The following is a 25085-nucleotide window of genomic DNA, read 5'->3' as shown; positions in this document are numbered from 1 at the left end:
TCTTAGTCATGCGGCCCGGCCGCCTGCCCCTCGGAAGCCACTAAAAACAACCTGGAGCCACCCATGAAAGCCTCCGCTATCGGCGCGATGTTCGTCACTTCCCTGCTAGTTGCCAGCGGCGTGAACGCCGAAGTCTTTTCGCTGAAGGTCGAAAACGATGTATTCACCGGTGGCCAGGACGGCCACTACACCAACGGGATCGAGGGCTCCTTGGCTTTCGAACCCGAGCAGGCGCACTGGACGCGCAACCTGGCAGGCGTGCTGCCCGGCTGGTCCACCAGCGACCTGAGCTACGCCGCCTACCGCTTCGGCCACCAGCTCTACACCCCCGAGGAGATCGAGACCGCCGAACTGCAGGAGCAGGACCGCCCCTACGCCGGGCTGGTGTTCGGCGGGGTGACGCTGTTCGCCGATGAGCAGTGGGAAGGGCTGCGCGTGAGCGACACCTTCACCCTCGATGCCGGCCTGGTCGGCCAGGGCGCGGGCGGCAAGCGGTTGCAGCGAGCGGTGCACAAGGTCACCGGCAGCGATGCGCCGGAGGGCTGGGACAACCAGTTGGAGAACGAACCCTTCGTCAACCTGGGCTACGAGAAACGCTGGTGGCTGCAGCATCAGCTGGGTGGCCTGGAGCTGGAATATGGCCCCAGCGTCGGGGGCGCGGTGGGCAACCTCTACACCTACGCTTCCACCGGCGCGGGCGTGCGCTTCGGCCAGGGGCTTTCGCGCAGCCTGAGCCAGCCCGCCGTCACGCCGGCGCCCAGCGGCGCGCAGTACTTCAAGCCCGGTGAAGGCTTCGGCTGGTTCGTATTCGCCAACCTCGAAGGGCGCTTCATGGCCCACAACATGCTGCTGGACGGCAACACCTTCAAGGACAGCCACTCCGTGGACCGCGAGAAGTGGGTGGGCGACGCCCAACTGGGGTTCGCCATGCTGTGGGACCGCTGGCAGCTGTCGTTCGCCAACGTCTGGCGCAGCCATGAGTTCAAGACCCAGCAGGAGCACGACCAGTTCGGCTCGGTCACCCTGTCCACCTGGCTGTGACGGGCGGGGCGCCTGCGGGCGCCCGGCACCTCAGGGGGCGTCGCGCCCCTGGCTCGCCTCGATGGCCTGGATGTAGGCGGTGAGCGCCCGGGGGATTTCCTCGTGCAGCACCGCAGCCCGCATGTCCTTGTCGTAATCCACCATCAGGTCGGTCACCAGGCCCAGGGGCAGGCCGAGCAGGGTGGCCGCATAGGCCTTCCTGGCGCGCTCGTCGGTGGCCGGCAGGCGCAGCGCCAGGATGCGTATGCACAAGGCCTGCAGCAGGGGCTGGACGGGGGTGTCGGTGGGGGACTTGCCCGCCGCCCTGTCGAATCGGATCAGGGACAGCAGCACCGGGTTCTGCGCCACGTAGTCCAGCAGCGGCTTCACCAGCAGGGTGATCAGTCGCTCCGCGCTAGCGCCTTGCCAGGTGGCGTCGTCGATGCGACCGATCTCCTCGGCGACCGCCTGGATGGCCAGCTCGTGGCGCTCGGAAAGGGCGAGGAGCATGCTCTGCTTGTTCGGGAAGAAGTGGTAGAGCGAGCCGATGGAGGTCTCCGCTTCCGCCGCGATCCGGTGCATGCCGAGCGCCGCCTCGCCTTCCTCCACCAACAGCCGCTCGCAGGCCTCCAGGATGGCCGTGACGCGCTGCTCGCCACGGCTTTGCTGGGGCTGGCGCTGGGCCTTGCAGGTGGGTTCTTTGACGAGAGGCATGGGGCACCCTGGGAGTCCGAGCAACTAGAGACAACGGCCTGGCCGATTTGTGCGCGCGCAATGCGCCAAACCTTCAGCGGCACGGCCGCCCCGTGCTGGCAGCAGTGCCGTCAGGGAGCGCGAAAATACCTCGCACGATGCGCTGCAGGCCCGTGCAAACCGGCCTGGATTTTGGTCTGATGCAGGCACATCCGATGCGATCCCTCCGTCCATCCAACACCACACGCGAGTACCGGATCCTGAACAACCTGACCCGAGAAGAACTGCAGGCCGAGGTCACCCGCCTGCGCGCCGCGCTGGATGCGGCGCAGGCGGGTACGCGGCAACCCGCCGAACTCGCGCGGGACGAAACCCTGGAGCGTTACCGCCTGGCCGCCAAGGCCACCAACGACGCCATCTGGGACTGGGATCTGCTCGCCAACCACGTGCTGTGGAACGACGCCCTGGAGCATGCCTACGGCCACCCTACCAGCAGCGTCGAGCCGACGGGCGATTGGTGGATCGCGCAGATCCACCCCGATGACCGGGAGCGCATCAGCGCTTCCATCCACTCGGTGATCGACGGCACCGGCACGGCCTGGTCGGACGGTTACCGCTTCCGCTGCCACGATGGCTCCTACGCCGAGGTGCTCGACCGCGGCCATGTGATCCGCGATACGCAAGGCCGAGCGCTGCGCATGATCGGCGCGATGCTGGACCGCACCAAGGTGCGCACCGCCGAGGCGGCGTTGCTGCGCAGCGAGGAGCGTTTCAGAACGGTGCTGGAAACCACCGAGGCGGCCTTCGCCATCGTGCAGGTGAAGTTCGACGAGAACGACGAGCCGGTTGACTATCGCTTCGTCGAAGCCAACGCGGCGTTCGAGCGCGAGTCGGGTGTGAACCTGCGCGGCAAGTGGGTCACCGAATTCGCCCCCGACCTCGAACGCTTCTGGTTCGAAACCTACGGGCATGTGGCCAAGACCGGCGAGCCGGCCAACTTCGAAAGCTACGCCAAGGCCTTCGAGCGCTGGTTCGACGTGCGCGCAGTGCGGATCGGCGAGCCGGCCGAGCGGCAGATCGCGATCATCTTCAGTGACGTCACCCAGCGGCGTGATGCCGAGGAGCGCCTGCGCATCAGCGAGGCCCAGGCCCGCGAGAACGGCGAGCGTGTGCAACTGGCTCTGGCGGCCGGCGCCATCATCGGCACCTGGCACTGGCACCTGCCCACCGACAGCTTCACCGTCGACAAGCCCTTCGCCGAATCCTTCGGCCTGGACCCGGCGCTGGGCCGCGAGGGCCTGGCCCTCGAACAGGTCATCGCCACCGTGCACCCCGAGGACCGCGAAGGCCTGATCGCGGCGATAGACGAGGTCATCGGCCGTGGCGGCGCCTACGCTCACCAGTACCGGGTCCGCCGCAGGGACGGCAACTACTACTGGATCGAAGCGAACGGGCGCGTGGAGCTGGCCGATGACGGCAGCCCGCTCAACTTCCCCGGCGTGCTCATCGACGTCGAAGGGCGCCGTGCCGTCGAGGCCGAGCGCGACCGGGCGATTGCCGCCCTGCGCGCCTTCAACGACACCCTGGAACTGCGTGTCGCCGAGCGCTCGGCCGAGCTGATGCAGGCCGAGGAAAAACTGCGGCAGTCGCAGAAGATGGAGGCCGTGGGCCAACTCACCGGCGGCCTGGCCCACGACTTCAACAACCTGCTGGCGGGCATCTCCGGCGCCCTCGACCTGATGGGCCTGCGCATCGCCCAGGGGCGCTGGCAGGACATCGAGAAATACATCGGCACCGCCCAGGGCGCGGCCAAGCGGGCAGCGGCCCTGACCCACCGGCTCCTGGCCTTCTCCCGGCGGCAGACGCTGGCTCCGCGGGCCACCGACGTTAACCTGCTGATTGCCGGGATGACCGAGCTGATCCAGCGCACCGTGGGGCCCAGCATCCGTGTCGATACCTCCGGCGCGGCCGGCCTGTGGCGTGCGCTGGTGGACGCGAGCCAGTTGGAGAACGCGCTGCTCAACCTCTGCCTCAACGCCCGCGATGCCATGCCCGAGGGCGGCTCCATCAGGGTAGAAACCACCAACCTGATGCTGGACCCGAGGGCCGCCCGCGTACTCGACCTCCCCGAGGGCGAATACCTGTGCCTGTCGGTGACCGACAACGGCATCGGCATGACGGCGGAAACCATCGCCAAGGCCTTCGACCCGTTCTTCACCACCAAACCCATCGGCCAGGGCACCGGCCTCGGCTTGTCGATGATCTACGGCTTCGCCCAGCAATCCGGCGGGCAGGTGCGCATCCACTCGACGCCGAGTCGGGGCTCCACCGTCAGCATCTACCTGCCGCGCTATCACGGCGATGCAGGCGGGGAGGAGGCCGAGACGCCCGGCAACCCTTCCGCCTGTGCCGAAACCGGCGAAACCATCCTGGTGGTCGACGACGAGCCGTCGGTGCGCATGCTACTGACAGAGGCGCTGGGCGACCTGGGCTACACCCTGATCGAAGCGGCCGACAGCCTGGCCGGCCTCAAGGTGCTGCGCTCGGATGTGCACATCGACCTGCTGATCACCGACGTCGGTTTGCCCGGCGGCATGAATGGCCGGCAGATGGCGGACGCCGGGCGGGAGATCCGCCCCGGCCTGAAGACGCTGTTCATCACCGGCTACGCCGAAAACGCCGTCTTCGAGCCCAGCTACCTCGGCCCGGGGATGGAGGTGCTGACCAAGCCCTTCACCCTCGAGGCGCTGGTGGCGCGGGTGCGTGGGTTGGTGGTGGCCTAGTCAAAGCGGGTGGGGTTGTGGCTCTTCTTCTGGTCGAAGGCCTGTGTTGCTGCAGGCTGCTTGCGGCCAGAAGCAGCCTTCCAGACACAAGGTGGCTCTTTGAAACTCGGGGTAGTTCAGCGTGGCCCTGCAAGGATGCAACGATGCCCGGATTGTGAGACCTCAAGGCCCAGCTGCCCCAGGCAGATAGTGTGCTACTGCAAACGTGGCGGTCTGGGGGAAGCACTAAATGCAGAGCTTTTTGCAAACACCTCGGCGATGAAGTCCATGAAGACGATGGCCCTTTTGGGAAGGAGCCGGGCAGCCAGGTATACGACTTGAACGGGCACAGGCGGAGCCGCGTAGTCCCTCAGCAAGAGCTGCAGATTGCCATTTTTCAGCCCATCCTCATAAAGCCATTCAGGCCCCTGCGCGATCCCCAGCCCAGCATTGACGCACTCTCGTATGGCCTCGGGTGAATTGACCCGAAGCCTGCCGGAAACGGGAACATCGATACCCCGAAAACGCCATGTGGTGCCTGTCGACAGCAGGGTGTAGATCAGGCAATCGTGCGTTCTCAGATCAGAGGGCGTAATGGGCACCCCGCGTTTGGCCAAGTAGCCCTTGCTGGCAACACACACGCGCTCGAACCAAGCCAGCGGCCTGGCACGCATGGCGCTGTCTTCCAGATTCCCGATGCGGATTGCCAGCTCAGCGCCTTCGTCGACCAAATTCACGTAGCGATCATTGACCTGCAGTTCGAGCGTCAAGTCGGGATAGCGCTCCAGAAAAATAGGTATATGCGGTACCACGAATGTATGGGCGAGTGCAGTTGGGCAGGCGACGCGCAACAATCCGGACGGGGCGACGTTGTCTCTGAATGATGATTCCGACTCATCGACGGCATCGAGAATACGCCGGGCGTCAGCGTAATAGCGCTCGCCCTCAGGCGTAAGGGCAAGCTTGCGCGTGGAGCGATGAAGCAGCCGGGTTTGCAAATGATCTTCCAGGGCCGCGATATAACGACTGACATTGGGCTGCCCCAGTCCTAGGTCGCGCCCCGCCGCCGAGAAGCTTCCAGTCTCGACGGCACGAACAAAGCAGGTCATCAGCAGAAGCCGATCCATTCAACGCTCCAATTCATGCATTCAGAGCATGAAATGTATTCGGATAAACAATCTTATCAATCAGATGGCATGAATACATAGTTTCCCTCAGGCAGGTCAGTCCTTCGACTGACCGTGATAACCGAAAGGAAACCTTACATGTCCCGACTACAAGGCAAACGCACACTCATCACCGGTGGCACCAGCGGCATTGGCCTGGAAACGGCCAAGCAATTCCTCGCCGAGGGTGCCCGTGTGATCGTCACGGGTGTCAATCCGGAGTCCATCGCCAACGCCCAGGCAGAGCTTGGCCGCGAGGTCCTGGTGCTGCGTGCCGACTCAGCCGACATCACCGCACAGAAGGAACTGGCGCAGGCCGTTCAAGCTCACTACGGCCAACTCGATGTGGCCTTTCTCAATGCTGGCGTATCCGTTTGGCTGCCAATCGAAGCGTGGACGGAAGAAATGTTCGATCGTTCCTTCGACATCAACGTCAAGGGGCCGTACTTCCTGATGCAGGCGCTGCTGCCGGTCTTCGCTAACCCTGCGTCAGTCGTTCTGAATACTTCGGTCAATGCACACATCGGCGCTGCCCATTCATCTGTATATGGCGCGACAAAGGCGGCTTTCCTGAACATGGCAAAGACGCTTTCGAGCGAATTGCTCCCACGCGGTATTCGGGTCAACGCCGTCAGTCCCGGCCCTGTCGATACTCCGCTCTACGACAAGCTCGGGATTCCCGATGCCTACCGCGAGCAGGTCAATAAAGACATCGTTGCAACCATCCCTTTCGGCCGCTTCGGCACGCCCGAAGAAGTGGCCAAGGCCGTGCTGTACCTGGCTTCGGACGAGTCTCGCTGGACGGTTGGTTCGGAAATCATCGTCGACGGCGGCCGCTCACTCTAAGGGGTCCTGCGTCGATACGGCCCGCGCCATGCGTGGCAGCGGGCTTTGATTATTTCCTGGTAGGTATGCCAATGCACCAGTCATCTTTAACACTCGTCAGCCACCATTTGTGTCCATTCGTTCAGCGAGTGGCCATCGCATTGCTCGAAAAAGGCGTTGCCGTTCAGCGAACCGACATCGATCTGCGCAACAGGCCCGACTGGTTTCTGGCCATCTCGCCAACCGGCAAGGTTCCGCTGCTCAAGGTGTCAAACGACATTGTGGGCGAGTCCGTTCTATTCGAGAGCGTCGCCATCTGCGAATACCTGGAGGACGTCTTCCCTGAACCCGCGCTGCATCCAATCAATGCACTGACTCGCGCACAACACCGTGCATGGGTCGAGTTCGCCTCTGCCGCGCTGGCCGACGCATGGGGATTTCTGAATGCCTCCGAGCAGCAGGTAGCCCTCGGCAAATCAGCGGCCTTGCGAGGAAAGCTGGAGCGATTCGACAGCGAAATGTCGGACGGCCCTTATTTCGCCGGAGAGGACCTCAGCATGGTCGACATCGCCATGGCTCCGGTGTTTCGCTACTTCGACATACTTGAATTCGCGCCAAGTCATCCCTTGTTCGCGGGTCTGAATCGAGTAGCCGACTGGCGGCTCGCCCTGGCTAGCCGTCCCAGTGTTCAGGCAGCCGTCAAAGAGGACTATGCCATCCGATTCCGCAAGCACCTACAGGAAGCAGGAACACTCTTAGCCGCTGAGTCCGAGGCGCCATAAGTTGTCCGGGTTCTTAACTTCAAGGGGCGGCATGAACCGAACCTGACCCCGCCCGCAGGCCGGGCGGGGCTGGCTACCAACCTTTCCGAGAGGCCGCTTCTGGCCGAAAGCTTCCTATCGTGAATGCCTGCAATGGACCAATAGCGGGGAGTTAGCGTGGAGAAAATAACCCGTCCCTGGCTACCGACAGCAACGCTTACGCCCACTGTTGTTTCGGCATGGACTGGGACAATGCCAGCGAAACGCAAACCTCCATGTCGTCGTCCCTAGCGCTGCATCAGGCCTCATCCATGGTGTAGATCTGAGGCTCAACGCCAAGAACGCGAGTAAGCAGTGTGCGGATCTGCGCATAGCGAGGTTGTTCGGGGATGGTTTTGTCCATATCCGGCGGGCAGCATTGCACGTCGATAAACAGGCCATAAGGACAAACGCCGAAGTACATGACTTCGGCCATCGGCGCATCCTCCCAGCCGATCAGGTCGTTGCCTTCGTTCGCGGCATCGATAACCAGCTCCTGCAGAACGCGGGTCGGATGGGAGGGGTCAAGCACCAACTTGTAGCCGTAGTCGCCTTCGATTGTTGTCCAGTCATACAGATCCTGCTCGAAGTTGATGGAGAAGATCGGGTACTTCTCGTAGTGGGCAACCACCTCGTCCAGCGTTGTGAACACGATGGACTGGAATGCGGAATAGAGATCCTGTTCTTCCCACTGCGCAATCAACGCTTCTTCTTCGTCCGTGCGGCGCTTGCAGGTCAGATCGCTTTCCACCATCTCATCGCTACCCGCCTCCAGCTGGTCCAACTGGACATATCCCGCCTGAATCAGCTCCTCCAGCAGAGCCTTGAACTGGGCTGCCGACAACGTTTCAGCATTGGGTTTGCCGAGCACTACACCGGTCATGTGGACATCCTTTTCATCGAGAGGGTCGCCTGGTGATCACCAGGGTAGGGGAGGGGGAATCTAGCAGGTCAGGTCTCGGTAGAAATAGATCCCTGTCTGGTTTCGGCCAATGCCCGATAAGTGCTGCTGTCGGCTAGGAGCCATGGCAGGCGAGCGCTTGTAATCACTCAGCCGGCGACCTTCTTCGGAATGCATTCCACGAGCCAATCGATGAACACCCGCAGGCGGTGGGTGACGTAGCGGCTCTGTGGGTACACGACGTGGAACGGATAGGGAGCAGGTCGCCAGTCTTCGAGAATTTCCACCAGCGTGCCATCGCGCAGGGCGGCGCCCGCGGCGTAGGCGAAGGTCTGTATGACGCCCAGGCCCGCCACGCATGCGGCCAGGTGCGCGTTGCTTTCGTTGATGCCGATGCGGTGCTCGAGTGTTAGCTCGCAGCGTTCGCCGTCACGCTCGAAGCGGAATGGCAGCGCCCGGCCATTCTGCGGCGACAGGTAGCTGACCAGCCGGTGACCATTGCGCAATTCCTCCGGGTAGGCGGGGATGCCGTTGTGACGCAGATACTCAGGTGATGCGCATGTGACCATGGTTGCCTGACCCAGGCCTCGCGCCACCAGCGACGACGCGTTCAGCGCGCCGCCGCGAATCACGCAATCAACGTTGTCTCCAATCAGGTCGACAGAACGGTCGGACACCCCCAGGTCAATGCGGATATCCGGATAGCGCGCCAGAAAGTCAGGCAGCAGCGGCACCAGTACATCCCGTGCGGTCGAGCCGCCGACGTCGATGCGAAGCTGGCCGCGCGGCTTGCTGCGGACGATGTTGAAGGAGGAGTCGATGTCTTCCAGGTCTCGCAGTACACGGGTGGCCTTGCCGTAGTAGTCCTGGCCCTCCGGCGTCACCGTGACACGCCGCGTGGTGCGCTGCAGCAGGCGTACCCCCAGATGCGCTTCCAGCTCCTGCACCAGCTTGCTCAGGGTCGCATTGGGCATGTTCAGCGAGTCGGCGGCGCGGGTGAAGTTGCCGGCCTCCACCACGCGGGCGAAGGCGCGGATGGCCTGGAGCTGGTCCATGAAAAGTCCTCTGTAGGGGGTAGGTCGGATTATCCATGGCCATGGATAGTCATTCCATTGCATTCTCTTTTTCCATCAATCGACGATCCCTAGAGTAGCGCCATGCCTCACCTGAACGCCGCGCTGTCAGCCGGAAAGAGGCAGGACCCTCACACCTGAAACTCGACCCTGGATATCGGAGATCACCATGAACAAACCCTTTACCGGAAAAGTAGCCCTGGTCACCGGCGGCAGCAGCGGCATCGGCCTTGGCGCCGCCCAGGAACTCGCCTCGCAAGGCGCACGGGTGTTCATCACCGGCCGCCGCCAGGCCGAGCTGGACGCCGCTGTCGAGGCCATTGGCCCAGCCGCCACGGCGATTCGCGCCGACGCTTCGGTGCTCGCCGACCTTGATGCGGTCTATGCGCAGATCGCCAAAACCGCCGGCCGACTGGACATCCTCTTTGCCAATGCCGGGGGCGGCGACATGCTGCCCTTGGGCGCGATCACCGAAGAACACTTCGACCGCATCTTCGGCACCAATGTGCGTGGCGTTCTGTTCACCGTGCAGAAGGCGCTGCCCTTGCTGACGGATGGCGCATCGGTGATTCTGACCTCGTCCACCACCTCGATTCAGGGCACCGCCAACTTCAGCGTGTACAGCGCCAGCAAGGCCGCCGTGCGCAACTTCGCCCGCTCCTGGGCGCTGGACCTGAAGGACCGCGGCATCAGAGTCAACGTCGTCAGCCCCGGCCCGGTTCGTACGCCTGGCCTTGGCGATCTGGTGCCCGATGAAGCGCGCCAGGGTCTGTTCGACGCGCTGGCCAGCCAGGTGCCGCTGGGCCGCTTGGGTGAGCCCCGGGAGATCGGCAAGGCGGTAGCCTTCCTCGCCTCGGAGTCGGCGAGTTTCATTAACGGTATCGAGCTCTTTGTCGACGGCGGGATGGCCCAGATCTGACGCCTGAAGCCCGCAATCGCGGGCTCACTGCCTTCGGGTGCGATGGGCTGCTCCTGGCCGTTCGCGGTCACTGGTGACAAGCCACGTGAGGCTACTTTGCAATGGACCAGCCGGCGCAGGTCACTGCGCCGGTTTGGTTATCCCGTGGCGGCGCTCTCACTGAGCAACGCTGTCTACCGCCTTGAGAATGACCGCCGCCACTTCGCCAGGCTGTGATTGTTGCGGCACATGGCTGGTGTGCAGTTCGGTCAGCTGGGCGCCGATGCGCTTGGCGGACGAGCGCTGAACATCCGGGTGGATCATGCGATCCTCACTGGCCAGAACGTACCAGGACGGCTTGGTTTTCCAGGCGGCGACCGTGGTTTTGTCCTCGAAGGCGGACGCGCGAATCGGCCCCTGGGTCGCGGTCATGATGGCGGTCTGTTCCGCCGGCAGGTCCTGGGCGAAATCTTTGGCCATGCCTTCGGGCGTCAGGTAAAGAAAACCGTTGGCATCCGGCTTGATCTGGCTGATGCCGGGCGGGGTCGGTGCGCCTTTGCCTTGTTCGCCACTGATCTGCCCGGCGTCGGGTGCGAACGCGGCCACGTACACCAGTGCACTGACGTTCTTCTGGTCACCGGCTTCGCTGATGACGGTGCCGCCCCACGAATGGCCGACCAGCACCACCTTGCCTGGCTGGTTGCGCAGCGCACGCTGGGTGGCGGCAACGTCGTCGGCGAGGGAGGTGAGCGGGTTCTGTATGACTGTCACCGCAACGCCCTTGGCTTGCAGCAGGGGAACCACCTTGGCCCAGTCCGAACCGTCGGCGAATGCGCCGTGTACGATCACCACGGAAGGCAGGGTATTCTCGGCATGGCTGATGCCCGCGCCAAAGGTGGCTGTCAGGGCGAGGACGGCGGTAGCCAGTTGGGTCTTGATTGTTTTCATGGGGATGACTCCTGTGTTGGGAGCTCCAGTCTGCTGACGGGCCCGCCAGGCGGGTATCGGTCATTTATCCGAGCCAGCGAGTCTTTATGGATAGCACGCCGCGATTCGATGTTTCCTTGAACACCGCCCTGGCGGCCATCGCCCAGGTCGGCGACCTCAGCATGGGCCAACCGCTGGGGCACTCCACCCGCGTTGCTCGCCTGGCCAGGCAGCTGGCGCAGGAAGGGCAGGCCGATAGCGCGCAACTGGCGGTGGTGGAGCAGGTGGCGCTGCTGCGCTGGTCGGGCTGTACGGCGAATGCCGATGGCTTCGCCCACTTGCTGGGGGACGACGTGGACGGCCGCCGCGCGATGCTGGACGGCACCCTGAATGCCGACGATATGAACGCGGTGCACAAGGCCGCGCCGCTCGCCGTGGTGCATTGCGAGGTGGCTGGCGAGGTTGCCAACACCCTGGAGCTGGGTGCGGCCGTGGAGAACGGGTTGTGCCGGGTATTTGAAACCTTTGATGGCACCGGCCGGCCCCTGGGCTTGACCCATGAACACATCCCGGAGGTGGCCTACCAGGTGGTGCTCGCCGGGGACCTGGATATTCTCAGCCGCGCCCATGGCGTGGACGCGGCGTTGAAGTGGATCAGCGAGCAGTCCGACCGGCGTTATCCGGCGGCCCTCGCGGCATTGCTGGTGCGTAATGCCAAGGACTGGCTGGCCGGGTTGGACGACACGGCCGGCCCGCAGGATTTCTCGAGCGGTGAACGTCCCGTGTGCCTGAGCCTGGTGGGCGACGTGATCGATCTGAAGCTGCCGTGGCTGGCGGGGCATTCGCGGCAGGTGGCGCAGGTGGCCGTCGAGGCCGCGCGCCTCTGGGGGCTGGCTGAGCCCAAGCGGGCGGATATCGGCAAGGCCGCGCTGATCCATGGCCTGGGCCGGGCAGCCGTTTCCAACCACCTGTGGAATACCGCCGGGCCGCTGCCTTACGGCGCCACTGAGCGTGTGCACCTGGTGCCTTACTGGACGCAGAAGGCGACCCGGTCGATCAGCGAACTGCGTGTGCCGGGCGAGATCGCAGCCCATGCCTACGAGCGTCTCGACGGCAGCGGTTACTACCGGGGGGCACCGGCGCAGGCGCTGGATGCCGAGAACCGCTTGCTGGGCACTGCCGTCGCGTGGGTGGCCTTGCGCAGCGCCAGGCCCTGGCGCCCCGCGTACAGCGAAAGTGAAGCCGCCACGCTGCTCAAGCAGGACGCCGAGCGCGGCCTGTTCGACGGTGAAATCTGCGACGCGGTGATCGCCGCCGCCCGTGGCGAACGCACATTCACCCAGCCTAAAAGCACACTGCTTACGCCCCGTGAATGCCACATTCTTCTGCAGATAAGCCAGGGTTCCAGCAACAAGGAAGTGGCGCGCAATCTGGCCATCAGCCCGAGTACGGTGCGCACGCACATGGAGAGTATTTTTCGCAAACTCGGCTGTTCAACCCGGGCGGCGGCAACCTTGAAGGGGCTGACCCTGGGGTTGATTGGCTGATACCCACGGCAAGCTAGATGCCCGCACGGGCCAGGGCGATGAAGGCTTTGAGTGCAGCGGACGGGTTGCGGCGGTTGGCGTAGTACAGACACAGGTTGTCGCGCGGTGGGGTCCAGGCGTGCAACACCTGTTCAAACTGGCCGCTCGCGATTTCCTCCCTGACATCCTGCTCCATGAAGAAGCCGATGCCGATGCCGGCCTGTACGACGGCCTTGGCCACGCCGGGCTCGTCCAGGGTGAGCGGGCCGTGCACATCCAGCCGGGTGACCTCGCCATCACGTTCGAAATGCCACGGGTAGATCGCCCCATTGGGCAGGCGGATACGCAGGCACGGATGCTGGAGCAGGTCTGCCGGTGCAAGCGGTCGGCCGTGCGCGTCGAAGTAGGCGGGTGTGCCCACCACGGCATAGCGTTGTGGCTGGCCCAGGGAGATCACGATCATGTCGCTGGGCACCAGGTTGGCCGCCCGCACGCCGAGGTCGAATCCGTCAGCAACGATGTCCACCAGGCGCCCCTCGGTCACCAGGTCCACATGCACCTGCGGGTATCGCCGCAAGAACTCCAGCACCAGTGGCAGCAGCGCCGCGCGGGCAGCGCTGGCGAACGCATTGATGCGCAGCACCCCCGACGGCCCGGCATTGTGCGAGCGCACGGCCTCGAGCCCGGCACGTACATCCTGCAAGGCCGGGCCGACCTGTTCGAGGAACATCTCACCGGCCTCGGTCAGGGACACGCTGCGTGTGGTGCGGTTGAAGAAGCGTGTTTCCAGGCTGGCTTCCAGCTTGGCAATGGTATGGCTAAGCGCCGTGGTCGAAACCCCGAGATCGATTGCCGCCTGGCGAAACGAAGCGCGGCGTGCAACGGCCATGACCGCTTCCAACTCGTTGAGGCTGACGCGCGGGTCGGGCATGGGATTGTCCAGATATTCGGGATGGCTCGTGAATCGTTGTCCCAGTTGAGCAAACAATTTCCGGCGCGGCAAGATGACTCTCGTTGAATCCAACCCTGTGAACGAGAGAAGAAAAGCCATGAACCTGGACCTGAGCGGCAAGCGAGTTCTGATTACCGGCGGCACCAAGGGCGTAGGCAGCGCCGTCGTGAAACTGTTCCTGGAGGAGGGCGCCAAGGTGTTGACCGCAGCGCGCCAGGCGACTGATGACATGCCGCCGGAGGTGTTCGTCGCCGCCGACCTGGCAACCCCTGAAGGCTGCGATGCACTGGTGGCCGCGACCAAGGAGCGCTTGGGCGGCGTCGACGTCATCGTCCATGTACTGGGCGGCTCGTCCGCACCCGGTGGTGGCTTCGCCGCCCTGGACGAAGCGCAGTGGCAGCGCGAACTCGATCTGAACCTGTTTCCAGCCGTGCGCCTCGATCGCGCCTTGCTCCCGGACATGCTGCAGCGCAAGGCCGGCGTCATCATCCACGTGACCTCCATCCAAAGCCGCTTGCCGTTGCCCGAATCCACCACCGCCTATGCGGCGGCCAAGGCGGCGCTTGCCACCTACAGCAAGAGCCTGTCCAAGGAAGTGTCGCCACGCGGCGTGCGGGTCGTGCGGGTGTCGCCCGGCTGGATCGAAACCGAAGCATCGGTCGCACTGGCCGAGCGTCTGGCGGACGAGGCGGGCACCGACTATGAAGGTGGCAAACAGATCATCATGGATGCACTGGGCGGCATCCCGCTGGGCCGTCCCGCCAAGCCGGAAGAGGTGGCCGATCTGATTGCGTTCCTGGCCTCGCCGCGGGCCGCGTCCATCACCGGTACCGAGTTCGTGATCGATGGCGGTACGGTGCCGACGGCCTGAGCGGACCTGTTGGGTACCAACCTGGGCAACAAGAAGTACTTCCAGCGCATCAACACCTTCCAGGACGGCAATATCTTCGGCGACCCTCGCGCGGTCTCGATGACACTGCGCGCCAAGTTCTGACCGGGCGGTGATCAGGCACCCTCTGCGGGGCCTGGTCACCCTCGGCGGCTTCTCGATCGAACCTCACGCAACCTGAAGCGATGACAGCTGGCTACGCTGCCAGCGCTTTGGCGAGACGCCAGCCAGCTTGCGGAAGGTGCGGGTGAAGTGGGACTGATCGGAGAAGCCGCACTCGAAGGCCACCTCGCACATGGACATCGAGCCTTCGGCAATCAGCTGCCGAGCCCGTTCTACTCGGGACTTGAGCGTCCATTCCTGCGGCGACATACCCGTGGTTTTCTTGAAGGCGCGTGAGAAGTGGCTTCGGGACATGGAGCAACGCGATGCGACCTCCGCAATGAGCAGTTTGCTCTGGCAGGTCGATTCCAGAATCTGCTTGGCCTTGCGCTCCTGCCAGGGGGCCAGAGCCGCCCGTTCCCGGCTGTCCGTTTCCTGGCCCTGGTAGCGGACGACCAGGTGCTGACAAAGACGCAGGCCCATTTGATGCAGGGATGCGGGTTCCGCTCGCTCGTCGTTCTGCAGGGCGTTCTGAAACGCCATGGCGAGTTCGTAGGTTTCCTGGTCGAGCACGGCCATGTTCATTTGCGGTCTCCTTGAATTGCGCGCAGCCGTACTCACCACCGAGACGTCGTCGGCTTGCGTCTGGATCATTCGGGCGAAAGGGCGGCCCCCGATATTCCGGGGGCGCGCAGGCTCAGATGGGGGCGGCGATTGGGGCGAGGGTTGGGCCGTGTTCAACGCGCTCAGGCGCCTTGTGGACCATGGTGTACGCATAGTCGACGCCCATGCCGTAGGCGCCGGAGTGCTCGCGGACCAGGGCCATGACGGCGTCGTAGGTGTCACGGTTCTTCCAGTCACGCTGCCACTCCAGCAGCACCTGCTGCCAGGTCACCGGCACCACGCCAGCCTGGATCATGCGTTGCATGGCGTAGTCGTGCGCTTCCTTGGTGGTGCCGCCGGACGCGTCGGCGACCATGTAGATCTCGTAGTCGGCATCGTGCATGGCGGAGAGCGCGAAGGTTGCGTTGCACACCTCGGTCCACAGGCCCGCGACGATGATCTTGTTGCGGCCGTTCTTCTTCAGCGCATCACGCACCTTCTGGTCGTCCCAGGAGTTCATCGAGGTGCGCTCCAGCAGAGGGGCGTCGGGGAATACGGCCAGCAGCTCGGGGTAGGTGTGGCCGGAGAAGCTCTCGGTCTCCACCGTGGTGATGGTGGTCGGGATGTCGAAGATCCTGGCCGCCTTGGCGAGCGCCACGGTGTTGTTCTTCAGGGTTTGCCGGTCGATGCTCTGCACGCCGAAGGCCATCTGGGGTTGGTGATCGATGAAGATCAGCTGGCTGTTCTGAGGGGTCAGGACTTCGGTTTTGGGATTGTTCATTGTCGTTACCTGTCAGTGGACGGAGGGTCTTGGCGCAATTTCCGGGGCCGCGTCGGCTTCGCTTTCACGTTTGAAATCAAGCCTTCTCGAAGCGGTTGTGGCCCCGAACTCGAATCCAAATTAGCGGATCGTCAGGCAACGTGTTTGTGCATTTTTGCGCTCTTGGTGGCGCAAAAATGCACCTTTCAGGGCGCTTTCGCGCTGCTAGCATCTGCCTCCCAACAACCCGGAATAGACGCGATCGAGGCGTCCATCCGTGCAAGGAGAGTGCAATGGCAGCTTCACGTCCCAATGGTCAGAAAACCGCGTACTGGGGTGTTCCCTGGGAGGATGGGTACGGCTACCCGCAGGCCAGGCAGGTGGGCAACGACATCTATGTTTCCGGCCAATTCAACCACGATGAAGACGGCAACCTGGTGGCCCCGGCACCGCTGGATAGCAAAGGGAAACCGCGGGATTTCTCCGCGATGGGAGAGCAGATGCGCACCACCTACGACAACATCGCCAAGCTGCTGGCCCTGTATGGCGCCACGCTCGAAGACGTCGTCGAAGAGACGCTGTTCGTGCTGGACATGGATGCGGCATTCGCCGTGGTCGGCAGCGTTCGTAAAGCCGCCTATGGCACCGAGCGCCCCCAGTGCGCCAGCAACATCATTGGCGTGTCCCGACTGGCGCAGCGTCCGCAATTGATCGAAATCGCCTGCAAGGCGGTTATCGGTTCGCGAGGCGACCAGTAAGCGAGGCTCCCGGCCGGAACTACTCGGCCGGGAGAGCCAGTTGCCCCTCGACCAGGGCCTTCTGGTTGGCCACTGCGGCCGCACAGAACGTCATGAACGCCTTGACTCGCCAGGACCTGCGAATGTCCTGGTGGGTGAGCAGCCAAAGCTCGTCATTGAGCTCGGGCACCACCGGGCCGACGCGCACCAACCCAGGGGTGATGTCGCCCAGCATGCAAGGCAGAAAGCCGAAACCAAGCCCCGCCGCAATCGCAACGCCCGCTGCGGCGACCGAGTCGGTGCGGTACGAGATGCAGTGTGCATCGACCCTGCTGTCGACATAGGCGGTTGCTTTCAGGCCGGCAAGACCACCGGAATAAGACACCCACGCCTGGCCCTCAGCGAAGGGCGTGGAAGCCGGCGCGCTTTTCACGCTGCCATAGGGTGCCCAGGCGATGGTGGCGAGCTTGCGCCCCACCAGGCTTTCCGACGGTTTCCTGGTCGCTCTCACTGCGATGTCCGACTCATCGCGGGCGAGGCTCAGGGTCTGGTTGCCCACCAGAACCTCGATCGTGATCCCTTCGTTGACCGCCTTGAAGTCCGCGATGATGGGGGTGAGGAAATACAGCAACAGCGAGTCACTGGTGGTGATCCGGAGCTTGCCCAGCAGCCCTTGCCCTGCACGTGATACGCGCCGCGCGACGCTGACGATATCCAGCTCGACGCGCTCGGCCAGCGCCCGCAACTCCACGCCTTCAGCGGTAAGCATGTACCCCGAGCGGCGGTGATCAAACAGGGCGATCCCGAGTGTCTTCTCAAGCTGAGCCACTCGGCGTGAGACGGTGGATACGTTGATCCCCAGCTTCTTGGCCGTGGCGGCGCGATTGCCACATTCGCTGAGCGTCTTGATGATTCGAAGATCGTCCCACGAAAGCTGGTTTACAGCTTCGCTCAGATCCCACTTGGCACCGCCTTGCGCACTCTGCCCCGATGAAACACCTTTAGGTGATGATTTCACGCCAACATTCCAGATCTGCTATTCGCGCATCATACGAAAAGGCCTATGACAGAACCATCCAGAGGTAGGGCAGTGGGGTCGCCATGCTGCTGGACTCGGAGCACAGTGCTGTTACGCGGGCCTCCAACGAGTGGAGCCGGCATTCTTGAAACACCTTGGCCAACAGGCGGTTCATTCATGCAGACATACTCGATAGATGCTGTTTCACCTGCCGACTTCGATGCGTTCATGGTCTATCTCGACGATCATCTACGCGAGAACGGCTCGCCGGAAGTCGGCTATTTCCAGCCTTTGTCGCGCAGCGCTTCTTCCTACCCGCCTGAGCGGAAAGCGGCGTTCCGCGCTGGCTTGGAGATAGCGCTCGGCGAGCCCGGTTGGCGCCGGGCCTGGGTCGCGCGAGCCGAGGATGGGCAGATCGCCGGGCACATCGACCTCCGCAGCCACGCGGAGCGCTACGCGACTCATCGCTGCCTGCTGGGCATGGGTGTGCACCGTGCCCACCGACGCCGTGGGCTGGGCGCTTTGCTGATCGAGCAGGCTGGGCGATGGGCTGCATCCACAGCCCTGCTGGAGTGGATCGACCTGCAAGTGCTTGGCAGCAACGCAGCAGCCATTGCCCTCTACCGGCAGGCAGGCTTCATCCAGGTGGGAGAGGTGCCGCAGATGTTCAAGATCGATGGGCAGTCTTTCTCGTACATCACCATGACGAAGCCCTGTGCGAGCCAACAAGGCAGCTGATGCTCGCGAAGCCGATAGCGGCGGCAGTTGAACCGGCATAGTCGATCTGTAGCATATTGTCGCCTCGATGCGCCCGCACCATCCAGCCATTAGCCATTGAGAACTCGATGCTGATCTCCACCTTTTTCAACGGCCAGCCCGTCACACCCTCCCTGCAAGCCGAGCCCCTCGTGCCCTGGTGGAGCTTTACCAAAACGGTGCTGGCCGCGACGGCCCTGACATTGGTGCGCGACGGCCGACTCGAACTCGATACCGTGCTTCCCGGGAATGCCTTCACCTTGCGCCAGCTCCTGCGCCACGAGGCGGGCCTCGCCGACTATGGCGAGCTTCCCGAGTACCACGCCGCCGTTGCCAGCCATGAACCGGCATGGCCGGCGGAGGAAATGATGCAGCGCCTCGATGGCCACCGGCTGCGGTACAGCCCTGGATCGGGTTGGCGCTACTCGAATGTCGGTTTCATGTTGGTAGCCAGGCTTATCGAACGTGCCATGGACCTGCCGCTTGAAGAGGCCGTTCGCCGTCAGGTTCTGCTTCCACTCGGCATATCGGCGGTTCGCTTCGCAACGGAGCGCACCGAACTGAGCGGGGAGCACCTCGGCAATGCATCGAACTACGACCCTTGCTGGGTCTATCACGGCTTGCTGATCGGCCCTGTTTCGCAGGCGGCCCTTCTCCTGGATCGCCTGCTCGCCGGAACACTGCTTCCTGCCAACCTGCTTGAGGCCATGCAGTCGACCCGGGTGCTGGGTGGCCCCATTGCCGGCCGTCCCTGGGTCACGCCGGGCTATGCACTGGGGCTGATGCGAGGCGCTATCGAGGGTGGCCTGACCCTGGCCGGGCATACCGGGTGTGGGTCCGACAGTGTGGTGGCGGTCTATCGATGCGCGGTTGGAGAGGCAGCCGCGTGCTGTGCAGTCTTCTCGTCGGGGTCAGATGAGGGACGCATCGAAGCCTTGGTCGTTCAGCAAATCCGTGAGGCACTGGCGTCGGCTCGCTGATGGCCAGGCGAGACGTCATCACACTTGCACAGACAGTTGGGCGGCACCGCTTGCCACATACCTCCGTGCCCAAGAGCTTCAAGACCGGCCAGGCGCTGGAAGTCGACTGGGACTGGACGCCGGAGTAGCGGGTTCATGGTCCCGCTGCGTTGAGGCATTCGTGCATCTGCCGGGAAACACCCTAGCGGATGGGCAGCAGCGCGCCAAAGGCTACGAAGAAGCCACCGCACACCCGGTTGAAGCGCCGCCCCGCCCGCGCCAGCCAAGGCCGCACGCGGTTGGCAGCGCTTGCGATACCGAACTCAACGGCGAACTCAACCACGGCATAAGTCAGCGCCATCACCAGCGTCTGCAGCAGAAGGTTCTGCTGTGGATCGATGAAAGGGGTGATGAAGGCCGTGAACAGCAGCAATGCCTTCGGGTTGGAAATGGCGGAGAGCAGCCCCTGGCGAAATAGCGACCATTGGTTCGAGTTGGAAAGGTCACCCAGCGACAGCGTCACCGGCTCGGCGCGCCAGAGATTGACGCCCAGCCAGATGAGGTAGACACCACCGACGACCTTGAGAACGGTCAGCCAGAGCATCGACGCCTTCAACAGTGCCCCGAGCCCCAGCACGCACAACGCGATCATGGCGATGAAGCCCAGGACGCCACCGCTGATCGTGAACAGCGTCTTGCGGCTGCCATGGAGTGCGCCATGGGTAAGGACCAGCAGCGCATTGGGACCGGGGACCACCGAGATGCCGCAGCAGGTCAGCAGATAGAGCAGCCAGATATCGAAGTGCATGGGGTCTCCCGGGTGAGTACGTCGGCGTCGCGCCATGGATCATGCAAAGACTTTGTCTGGACGAAAAGCGCATATTCTGGCAATCAGCTATTCGTTTATCGAATGCAGGAGCGGTGCAGATGTCGCCTCGGGATCTACAGATCGATTGGCTGAAGTGCTTCGTTGCAGCGGTGGATACGGGCTCGCTGTCGAGCGCCGCCGCCGAAGTGCATCGGTCACAATCCGCCGTTAGCATGCAGCTCAAGAAGCTGGAGGCGGCACTTGGCTGCCAGGTGCTGAACAGAGGGCCACGGCACCTCCAGCTGACCGAGGACGGGCAGACGTTGCTGGGCTACGCGCGTCGGATGCTGGCCCTGCACGCCGAGACCCAGGCCGCCTTCTGGGGCGAGGAACTGACCGGCAGCATCCGCCTGGGCGTCGCGGAAGACTACGCGGCGCACTACCTTACGCCTGTCCTCAGGCGCTTCGCGCCGCGGCACGGTGGCGTTGAAATCGAACTGACCTGCGAGCAATCGACAGCGCTCATTCCACGTGTGATGAGCGGCGATCTGGACCTGGCGCTGGTATCCCGTGACCACCCCAGGCGGGGCGCCTATCTCTTTCAGGAGCCCATGGTTTGGGTGGGGTCTGCGCAGTTCGATCTATGGCGGCGTGACCCCTTGCCCATCGCCGTCTACGAGTCGGCCAGCCTGGCGCGTCGTTGCGCAGTCAACTCCCTGGCCTTGCAGGGCCGTCGTTACAAGGTCGTCTACAACAGCTCGAGCCTGGCGGGGCAGATCGCAGCGGTCGAAAGCGGCATTGCAGTGGCGGTGCTGACACGCTGCACCGTACCCGCGCATCTGCAGATACTGGGGCGTGAACATGATCTCGGTCCGTTGGACGCCATGGATGTCGCGGTCTATCGCAGCAAGGCATCGCAGGGTTCCAAGGCGGTGGACAGCCTGCGCAGCTTCCTGATCAGAGCGCTTTCCGCCTCCTCGGCCGGATGAAGAAAGGAGGGGCAATCGGCATCGGCCGTGCAGTTATCCAGGCTCTCTCCCGCTGAAGTCGGGTTGAGGCTGCGAGTACTCAAACAGCTTGAACAAGCTCGCCACACAAGCGTCAGTTCTTATGAGAGGTGCCGGCATGAACCGGCCTCCACAACCGATGAGGACATGACCATGAATGCGATCGAACTGCTCAAGCAGGACCACGTCACCGTGAAAGCCCTTCTTGAACGACTTGGCAGCACCACCGAGCGCGGGGTGAAGACGCGCACCGAGCTGCTGCGCAAGATCGAGGTGGAGCTGCTGGTGCACACCACCCTCGAAGAACAGATTTTCTACCCCGCCTTCAAGGCCGCCGGCGGCAAGGACGAGACCATCATGTCGGCCGAGGCCAAGGAGGAGCACCGTACGGTCGATTCCTTGGTGCTGCCGGACCTCAAGCAGACCTCGCCGTCTTCCCTCGAATTCGCCGGCCGCGCCAAGGTGCTCAAGGAATTGCTGGAGCACCACATCGAGGAAGAGGAAACCGAGATGTTTCCCAAGGCCGCCAAGCTGCTGGGCAAGCAGAAACTCGCCGAGCTTGGAGCCGAGATGGAAGCGCTGAAGAAATCCATGAAGCAGGATCTGCAAAGCAGCGCAGCCTGACCCGGAGCCGGGACGATGGGCATGCCTCGGCTGAGCCCCGATGACCTCAGGGACCGAGGTCACCCGGTGCATGAAAGCATGCGGGTACAGCGCCGTTTGTGGGTGCTGGAGCGTGTCGGCAGTTGGCTGCTGCTGCTCGTCGTCCTGCTCACCTTGCTGGGCCTCTTTTCCAAGGGCCTGCTCAGCAGTGTCGAAGCCAGCGGTGCCCAGGGGCGACTGCATGTCGACTACGAGCGCTTCCTGCGTAACGGTGCCACCAGCACCCTGGTGATCGACGTCAAGGGCGCGCCGGGCGAAACGCTGCGGTTGGATCTGGAAGGCGAAATGCTCGAAGGCGGCACGCTGGAGAGCATCCATCCGCAACCGGCCACAGGCGCCACCCATCGCGGCACTGGCATGAGCCTGCAGTTGCGGCCCGACGCCCAAGGGCACGCTCGTATCCACTTCAGCATGCGCGCCGACGGCGTCGGTCTGTACCGTTCGCGCGTTCACGGCGGGGGAGAGGTGGTCGACCTGAGCCAGTTCATTTATCCCTGAGGATATAAGCCATGGATGCCGTACTGCGCGCCGCTGCGATCTATTTCGCCCTGCTGGTGATCTTCAAGTTTTCCGGGCGGCGCTCCCTTTCGGAGCTCACGATCTTCGATTTCGTTCTGCTGCTGATCATCGGCGAGGCCACTCAGCAGGCGCTCTTGGGTGACGACTTTTCCATCACCAATGCGTTGCTGGTGATCGTCACGCTGATCGCCATCGACGTGGGGTTGTCGTTGATGAAGTGGCGCTGGCCGGTGTTCGACCTGTGGCTCGAAGGCTCGCCCACCATCGTGGTCGAGCACGGCGTAGCCTTGCAGGGGCGCCTCAATGCCGCGCGTTTGAAGGTGGAGGACATCCTCGAATCAGCCCGTGAGAAACAAGGGCTGGAGCGGCTGGAACAGATCAAGTTCGCCATCATCGAGAAGAACGGCAAGATCTCCATCATCCCCAACGACTGATCTCGGTATTGGGTTCGAATGATTCGCCCGGCGGATGTCGGCTCCGGGGCCGGAGCCGACTGGAGCGGCACTGCGCTTCACTTCAGGTCAACCAGGTACTGCGACAAGGTCCGCGCGCAGGCGCTGATCGCTCCCGACAAAATCATTTCGTAGCCATGGGTGTTCTCGGTGGGAATCGCGATGCACCCCGCCTGGGCGCAAATGCCGCTGGAGAGCACGGCGCTCGCATCCGATGCGAAATCGAGCAGCAGGGCGTACTGCGGGTCATAACCGCAATGCTCGGCCGCACGCTGCAGCTGTTCAGCAACCGCTCGGGTGTAATAGGCCTTCATGTCGCCTGTGCTGATGATGGGATCGATGCTGAGCCGCGTCGCGTACTCAGCCATCACTGGGCCGACTTCGACGGCGATGGTGATGTCGGCCGGCAGGGTTCGTGCGGCGTACATCGCCCCGGCGTTGGACTCTTCCTCCATGGTGGTAAAGACGAAGTAAGCGTCGTGGTGCAGCTCCTGTTTCCTGCTGGCCACCAGGGCTGCCGCTTCCAGGCAGGCAACCACCGGGGCGCGGTCATCGAGGAAGTGCGCGGCTATCGCATCGTTCACCCGCCAGGGACGTCGCCAGTGCTGCGAAAGCACGACCCGGGTTCCAGGCCTCACACCATGGTTGCGCAGGTCTTCCGCGCTCAGGCGGGTGATGACATGCACATCCTTCCATTGCACGGCTCCTGTCTGCACATCACGGCCCTGGGGAGAGTCGGCTGTCACATGCATCGAGCCGAACGACAGGACGCCGGGCAATGATGAGCCACCCACGAGAATATCGACCGGACAGACACCGAAGTTCACCGGGTTGGCTCCACCCAGCGCAATCACGCGCAGTGTGCCGTCGGGTTCCACCCGCTTGACCACCATGGCGATCTCATCCAGATGCGCCATGACCAGGACCCCATCCACGGCGATCGCTCCACTGTCGTGCAACGAGCCATGAACGACGCCTATCAGGTTGCCGGCGGGGTCGGTCCAGACACGGTCGCAGTGCTTGACCAGCTCGGCATGACACACCGAACGTACCTCGGACTCCTGGCCGCCAGGCCCACGTGCCATGAGCAACTCGTCCAACACTCGATTGCCGCTTCCCGTGAGGTTCTCATGCATGCTTCCGCTCCCCCTTCGCTCAATGGCTTAGCCGGTCTCCACGATAAACAGAGCCCGGAGTGCTCGGTCCGGTTCATGGAAAATGCGAGGGGATGACCAGCAACCGCCGCTGCCCTTCAGGCATGGGGTTTTCTGGCGGGGGCTGGTATAGCTGGACGTCTTGCAGGGTGATGCCGCAGGCCTCCAGCCAGGATCAGGCATAGTCGCCCTCAGGGCTTATTGTTCAGCCGCGATGAGTTGGAGCTTCTGCTGCATTCGCTTCGACAGGCCCCGGTATGACGTGACGAGGCGAAACTCGTCCGGGGCAAGGCAGTTATCCTGCTCCAGTCGCCCCGAAAGCACGTACATGGCGTTGATGCCCAGGCGCTCCGCAGTTTCTAGATAGCCCACGCTCACGGTGTTCTTGCCGTTTTCGTAGGCGCGCTGAGTGTTCTGGCTGATGCCTGCCAGCTCGCTGAATTCGCGCTGGCTGTAGTTCAAGCGCGCCCGTTCCTGCTTGAGGCGCTTCCCGAAGCCATCTCGTATCAACACGGTTCGTTCTACTCATGGGGGCGGGGAGTGGAGCGGGCGTGCCGAGCGGCTGCCTGCTTACATGCTTCTACAAAAGCGTATTTTCCGATTGGGTTCCGGACGTTCATCACAGGTCCTGATGAGGCGGTCAGCCGCTGGTCACCCCGGGTGGTTTCAGCGCGACACGAACCGTGTGATGCCGGGGCGCTGCTCGACCACGATGCCTTTCCAGGCCTTGCCCGTATCAGCGGTCACGAGTACCCGGAAGCCCACCTGTTGCCGTTTCGAGCGCAACTCGAGGATGCCGTTTTCCAGCTGGAGCAGGACCACATCGTCACGGACGATGGCCTCGTAACCGGAGAGCGCAACAAAGCTCACGAAGGCCTCGCCGCTAAAGAGCGTTCGCGTATGGGTACGCTGCTTGAATTGGGGAAAGAGCATCATCGAACCTTCTTATCGAGTCTTGAGCCGCGTCAGCCCTGGGCCTTGTGTAAGAACGATCCCCTGGACCGTAAGGCCTTCCAGGGTGGTGATCAAAACCTGGTGCCCTGGCTGTTGCCGTGGGCTTCGCAGTTCATAACTGCCAGCTTCCAGCTCCAACAGCAGAATATCGACCAGTTCGA

Annotated in this window: 27 protein-coding genes; 14 read left to right on the top strand and 13 right to left on the bottom strand. The window is 63.3% G+C overall.

The window, feature by feature from the left end:
* The first annotated feature begins 63 nt into the window (after nt 1-63).
* Nucleotides 64-1041, top strand: a complete 978-nt coding sequence (locus OEJ36_RS16050) for a lipid A deacylase LpxR family protein (protein WP_263402338.1) — start codon at nt 64-66, stop codon at nt 1039-1041.
* Between the two features lie 30 nt (nt 1042-1071).
* Here OEJ36_RS16050 and OEJ36_RS16045 read toward each other — a convergent pair whose 3' ends face one another.
* Entirely contained in the window at nt 1072-1734 is a 663-nt protein-coding gene (locus tag OEJ36_RS16045; RefSeq protein ID WP_263402337.1) for a TetR/AcrR family transcriptional regulator, read from the bottom strand.
* A 194-nt stretch (nt 1735-1928) separates the two neighbouring features.
* On the opposite strand from OEJ36_RS16045, the gene OEJ36_RS16040 reads away from it, so the two are divergent.
* On the top strand, nt 1929-4496 hold the full coding sequence (locus tag OEJ36_RS16040) for a PAS domain-containing protein (RefSeq protein ID WP_263402336.1): 2568 nt from the start codon (nt 1929-1931) through the stop codon (nt 4494-4496).
* Between the two features lie 194 nt (nt 4497-4690).
* Here OEJ36_RS16040 and OEJ36_RS16035 read toward each other — a convergent pair whose 3' ends face one another.
* Complete coding sequence (locus tag OEJ36_RS16035) at nt 4691-5602, bottom strand: LysR family transcriptional regulator (RefSeq protein WP_263402335.1); 912 nt, start codon at nt 5600-5602, stop codon at nt 4691-4693.
* A gap of 138 nt (nt 5603-5740) precedes the next feature.
* Between OEJ36_RS16035 and OEJ36_RS16030 the strand changes: the two genes are divergently transcribed.
* Both OEJ36_RS16030 and OEJ36_RS16025 read left to right on the top strand, forming a co-directional pair.
* Nucleotides 5741-6487: an SDR family oxidoreductase gene (locus tag OEJ36_RS16030; RefSeq protein WP_263402334.1), complete on the top strand. Its 747-nt coding sequence runs from the start codon at nt 5741-5743 to the stop codon at nt 6485-6487.
* Nucleotides 6488-6558: 71 nt separating this feature from the next.
* Nucleotides 6559-7248, top strand: coding sequence for a glutathione S-transferase family protein (locus OEJ36_RS16025; protein WP_263402333.1), 690 nt, complete (start codon nt 6559-6561; stop codon nt 7246-7248).
* A gap of 277 nt (nt 7249-7525) precedes the next feature.
* Here the strand turns inward: OEJ36_RS16025 and OEJ36_RS16020 are convergent, their stop codons facing one another.
* Both OEJ36_RS16020 and OEJ36_RS16015 read right to left on the bottom strand, forming a co-directional pair.
* Complete coding sequence (locus OEJ36_RS16020) at nt 7526-8149, bottom strand: hypothetical protein (RefSeq protein WP_263402332.1); 624 nt, start codon at nt 8147-8149, stop codon at nt 7526-7528.
* Between the two features lie 167 nt (nt 8150-8316).
* Nucleotides 8317-9222, bottom strand: a complete 906-nt coding sequence (locus OEJ36_RS16015) for a LysR family transcriptional regulator (protein WP_263402331.1) — start codon at nt 9220-9222, stop codon at nt 8317-8319.
* A gap of 187 nt (nt 9223-9409) precedes the next feature.
* On the opposite strand from OEJ36_RS16015, the gene OEJ36_RS16010 reads away from it, so the two are divergent.
* Nucleotides 9410-10159, top strand: coding sequence for an SDR family NAD(P)-dependent oxidoreductase (locus OEJ36_RS16010; protein ID WP_263402330.1), 750 nt, complete (start codon nt 9410-9412; stop codon nt 10157-10159).
* Nucleotides 10160-10315: 156 nt separating this feature from the next.
* Here the strand turns inward: OEJ36_RS16010 and OEJ36_RS16005 are convergent, their stop codons facing one another.
* Nucleotides 10316-11086 carry an alpha/beta hydrolase gene (locus tag OEJ36_RS16005; protein ID WP_263402329.1) on the bottom strand — a complete coding sequence of 257 codons (771 nt, stop codon included), beginning with the start codon at nt 11084-11086 and terminating at the stop codon, nt 10316-10318.
* 86 nt (nt 11087-11172) lie between these two features.
* Between OEJ36_RS16005 and OEJ36_RS16000 the strand changes: the two genes are divergently transcribed.
* On the top strand, nt 11173-12612 hold the full coding sequence (locus OEJ36_RS16000; RefSeq protein ID WP_263402328.1) for an HD domain-containing phosphohydrolase: 1440 nt from the start codon (nt 11173-11175) through the stop codon (nt 12610-12612).
* Nucleotides 12613-12625: 13 nt separating this feature from the next.
* On the opposite strand, the gene OEJ36_RS15995 is transcribed toward OEJ36_RS16000, so the two are convergent.
* The gene (locus OEJ36_RS15995; protein ID WP_263402415.1) at nt 12626-13522 is read right to left on the bottom strand and encodes a LysR family transcriptional regulator; all 897 of its coding nucleotides are present in this window, start codon (nt 13520-13522) and stop codon (nt 12626-12628) included.
* Between the two features lie 118 nt (nt 13523-13640).
* On the opposite strand from OEJ36_RS15995, the gene OEJ36_RS15990 reads away from it, so the two are divergent.
* The gene (locus OEJ36_RS15990; RefSeq protein ID WP_263402327.1) at nt 13641-14414 is read left to right on the top strand and encodes an SDR family oxidoreductase; all 774 of its coding nucleotides are present in this window, start codon (nt 13641-13643) and stop codon (nt 14412-14414) included.
* Between the two features lie 186 nt (nt 14415-14600).
* Here the strand turns inward: OEJ36_RS15990 and OEJ36_RS15985 are convergent, their stop codons facing one another.
* Nucleotides 14601-15119, bottom strand: a complete 519-nt coding sequence (locus OEJ36_RS15985; RefSeq protein ID WP_263402326.1) for a helix-turn-helix domain-containing protein — start codon at nt 15117-15119, stop codon at nt 14601-14603.
* Between the two features lie 112 nt (nt 15120-15231).
* A complete protein-coding gene (locus tag OEJ36_RS15980) occupies nt 15232-15918 on the bottom strand; it encodes a hydrolase (protein ID WP_263402325.1) in 687 nt (228 codons plus the stop codon).
* 272 nt (nt 15919-16190) lie between these two features.
* Here OEJ36_RS15980 and OEJ36_RS15975 point away from each other — a divergent pair, with 272 nt between their 5' ends.
* Nucleotides 16191-16655, top strand: a complete 465-nt coding sequence (locus tag OEJ36_RS15975; RefSeq protein WP_263402324.1) for a Rid family hydrolase — start codon at nt 16191-16193, stop codon at nt 16653-16655.
* 19 nt (nt 16656-16674) lie between these two features.
* On the opposite strand, the gene OEJ36_RS15970 is transcribed toward OEJ36_RS15975, so the two are convergent.
* Nucleotides 16675-17652, bottom strand: a complete 978-nt coding sequence (locus tag OEJ36_RS15970) for a LysR family transcriptional regulator (RefSeq protein ID WP_263402323.1) — start codon at nt 17650-17652, stop codon at nt 16675-16677.
* A gap of 177 nt (nt 17653-17829) precedes the next feature.
* On the opposite strand from OEJ36_RS15970, the gene OEJ36_RS15965 reads away from it, so the two are divergent.
* Together OEJ36_RS15965 and OEJ36_RS15960 are read left to right on the top strand one after the other, a co-directional pair.
* Nucleotides 17830-18390, top strand: a complete 561-nt coding sequence (locus OEJ36_RS15965; RefSeq protein WP_263402322.1) for a GNAT family N-acetyltransferase — start codon at nt 17830-17832, stop codon at nt 18388-18390.
* A 107-nt stretch (nt 18391-18497) separates the two neighbouring features.
* Nucleotides 18498-19388, top strand: coding sequence for a serine hydrolase domain-containing protein (locus OEJ36_RS15960; protein ID WP_263402321.1), 891 nt, complete (start codon nt 18498-18500; stop codon nt 19386-19388).
* Between the two features lie 181 nt (nt 19389-19569).
* On the opposite strand, the gene OEJ36_RS15955 is transcribed toward OEJ36_RS15960, so the two are convergent.
* Nucleotides 19570-20175, bottom strand: coding sequence for a LysE family translocator (locus OEJ36_RS15955; RefSeq protein WP_263402320.1), 606 nt, complete (start codon nt 20173-20175; stop codon nt 19570-19572).
* Between the two features lie 119 nt (nt 20176-20294).
* Between OEJ36_RS15955 and OEJ36_RS15950 the strand changes: the two genes are divergently transcribed.
* The 4 genes from OEJ36_RS15950 to OEJ36_RS15935 all read left to right on the top strand — a co-directional run bounded on the left by OEJ36_RS15950 (nt 20295) and on the right by OEJ36_RS15935 (nt 22798).
* Complete coding sequence (locus OEJ36_RS15950) at nt 20295-21164, top strand: LysR family transcriptional regulator (protein ID WP_263402319.1); 870 nt, start codon at nt 20295-20297, stop codon at nt 21162-21164.
* Nucleotides 21165-21335: 171 nt separating this feature from the next.
* Nucleotides 21336-21806, top strand: coding sequence for a hemerythrin domain-containing protein (locus OEJ36_RS15945; RefSeq protein ID WP_263402318.1), 471 nt, complete (start codon nt 21336-21338; stop codon nt 21804-21806).
* A gap of 66 nt (nt 21807-21872) precedes the next feature.
* Nucleotides 21873-22343, top strand: a complete 471-nt coding sequence (locus OEJ36_RS15940; protein WP_263402317.1) for a hypothetical protein — start codon at nt 21873-21875, stop codon at nt 22341-22343.
* Nucleotides 22344-22354: 11 nt separating this feature from the next.
* Nucleotides 22355-22798, top strand: coding sequence for a DUF421 domain-containing protein (locus OEJ36_RS15935; RefSeq protein ID WP_263402316.1), 444 nt, complete (start codon nt 22355-22357; stop codon nt 22796-22798).
* A 77-nt stretch (nt 22799-22875) separates the two neighbouring features.
* Here the strand turns inward: OEJ36_RS15935 and OEJ36_RS15930 are convergent, their stop codons facing one another.
* From OEJ36_RS15930 to OEJ36_RS15920, 3 genes are all read right to left on the bottom strand, one after another.
* Nucleotides 22876-23952, bottom strand: coding sequence for a M28 family peptidase (locus OEJ36_RS15930; RefSeq protein ID WP_263402315.1), 1077 nt, complete (start codon nt 23950-23952; stop codon nt 22876-22878).
* Between the two features lie 216 nt (nt 23953-24168).
* Nucleotides 24169-24483 carry a helix-turn-helix domain-containing protein gene (locus OEJ36_RS15925; protein WP_263402314.1) on the bottom strand — a complete coding sequence of 105 codons (315 nt, stop codon included), beginning with the start codon at nt 24481-24483 and terminating at the stop codon, nt 24169-24171.
* 153 nt (nt 24484-24636) lie between these two features.
* Nucleotides 24637-24906: a hypothetical protein gene (locus tag OEJ36_RS15920; protein ID WP_263402313.1), complete on the bottom strand. Its 270-nt coding sequence runs from the start codon at nt 24904-24906 to the stop codon at nt 24637-24639.
* Nucleotides 24907-25085: the final 179 nt, after the last annotated feature.

Source organism: Pseudomonas sp. PDM13 (genome assembly GCF_025685765.1).
In the GTDB taxonomy this organism is placed as follows: Bacteria; Pseudomonadota; Gammaproteobacteria; order Pseudomonadales; family Pseudomonadaceae; genus Metapseudomonas; species Metapseudomonas solani.
Note: the sequence above shows the minus strand (reverse complement) of the source record. Positions and strands in the feature narration are given on the sequence as shown.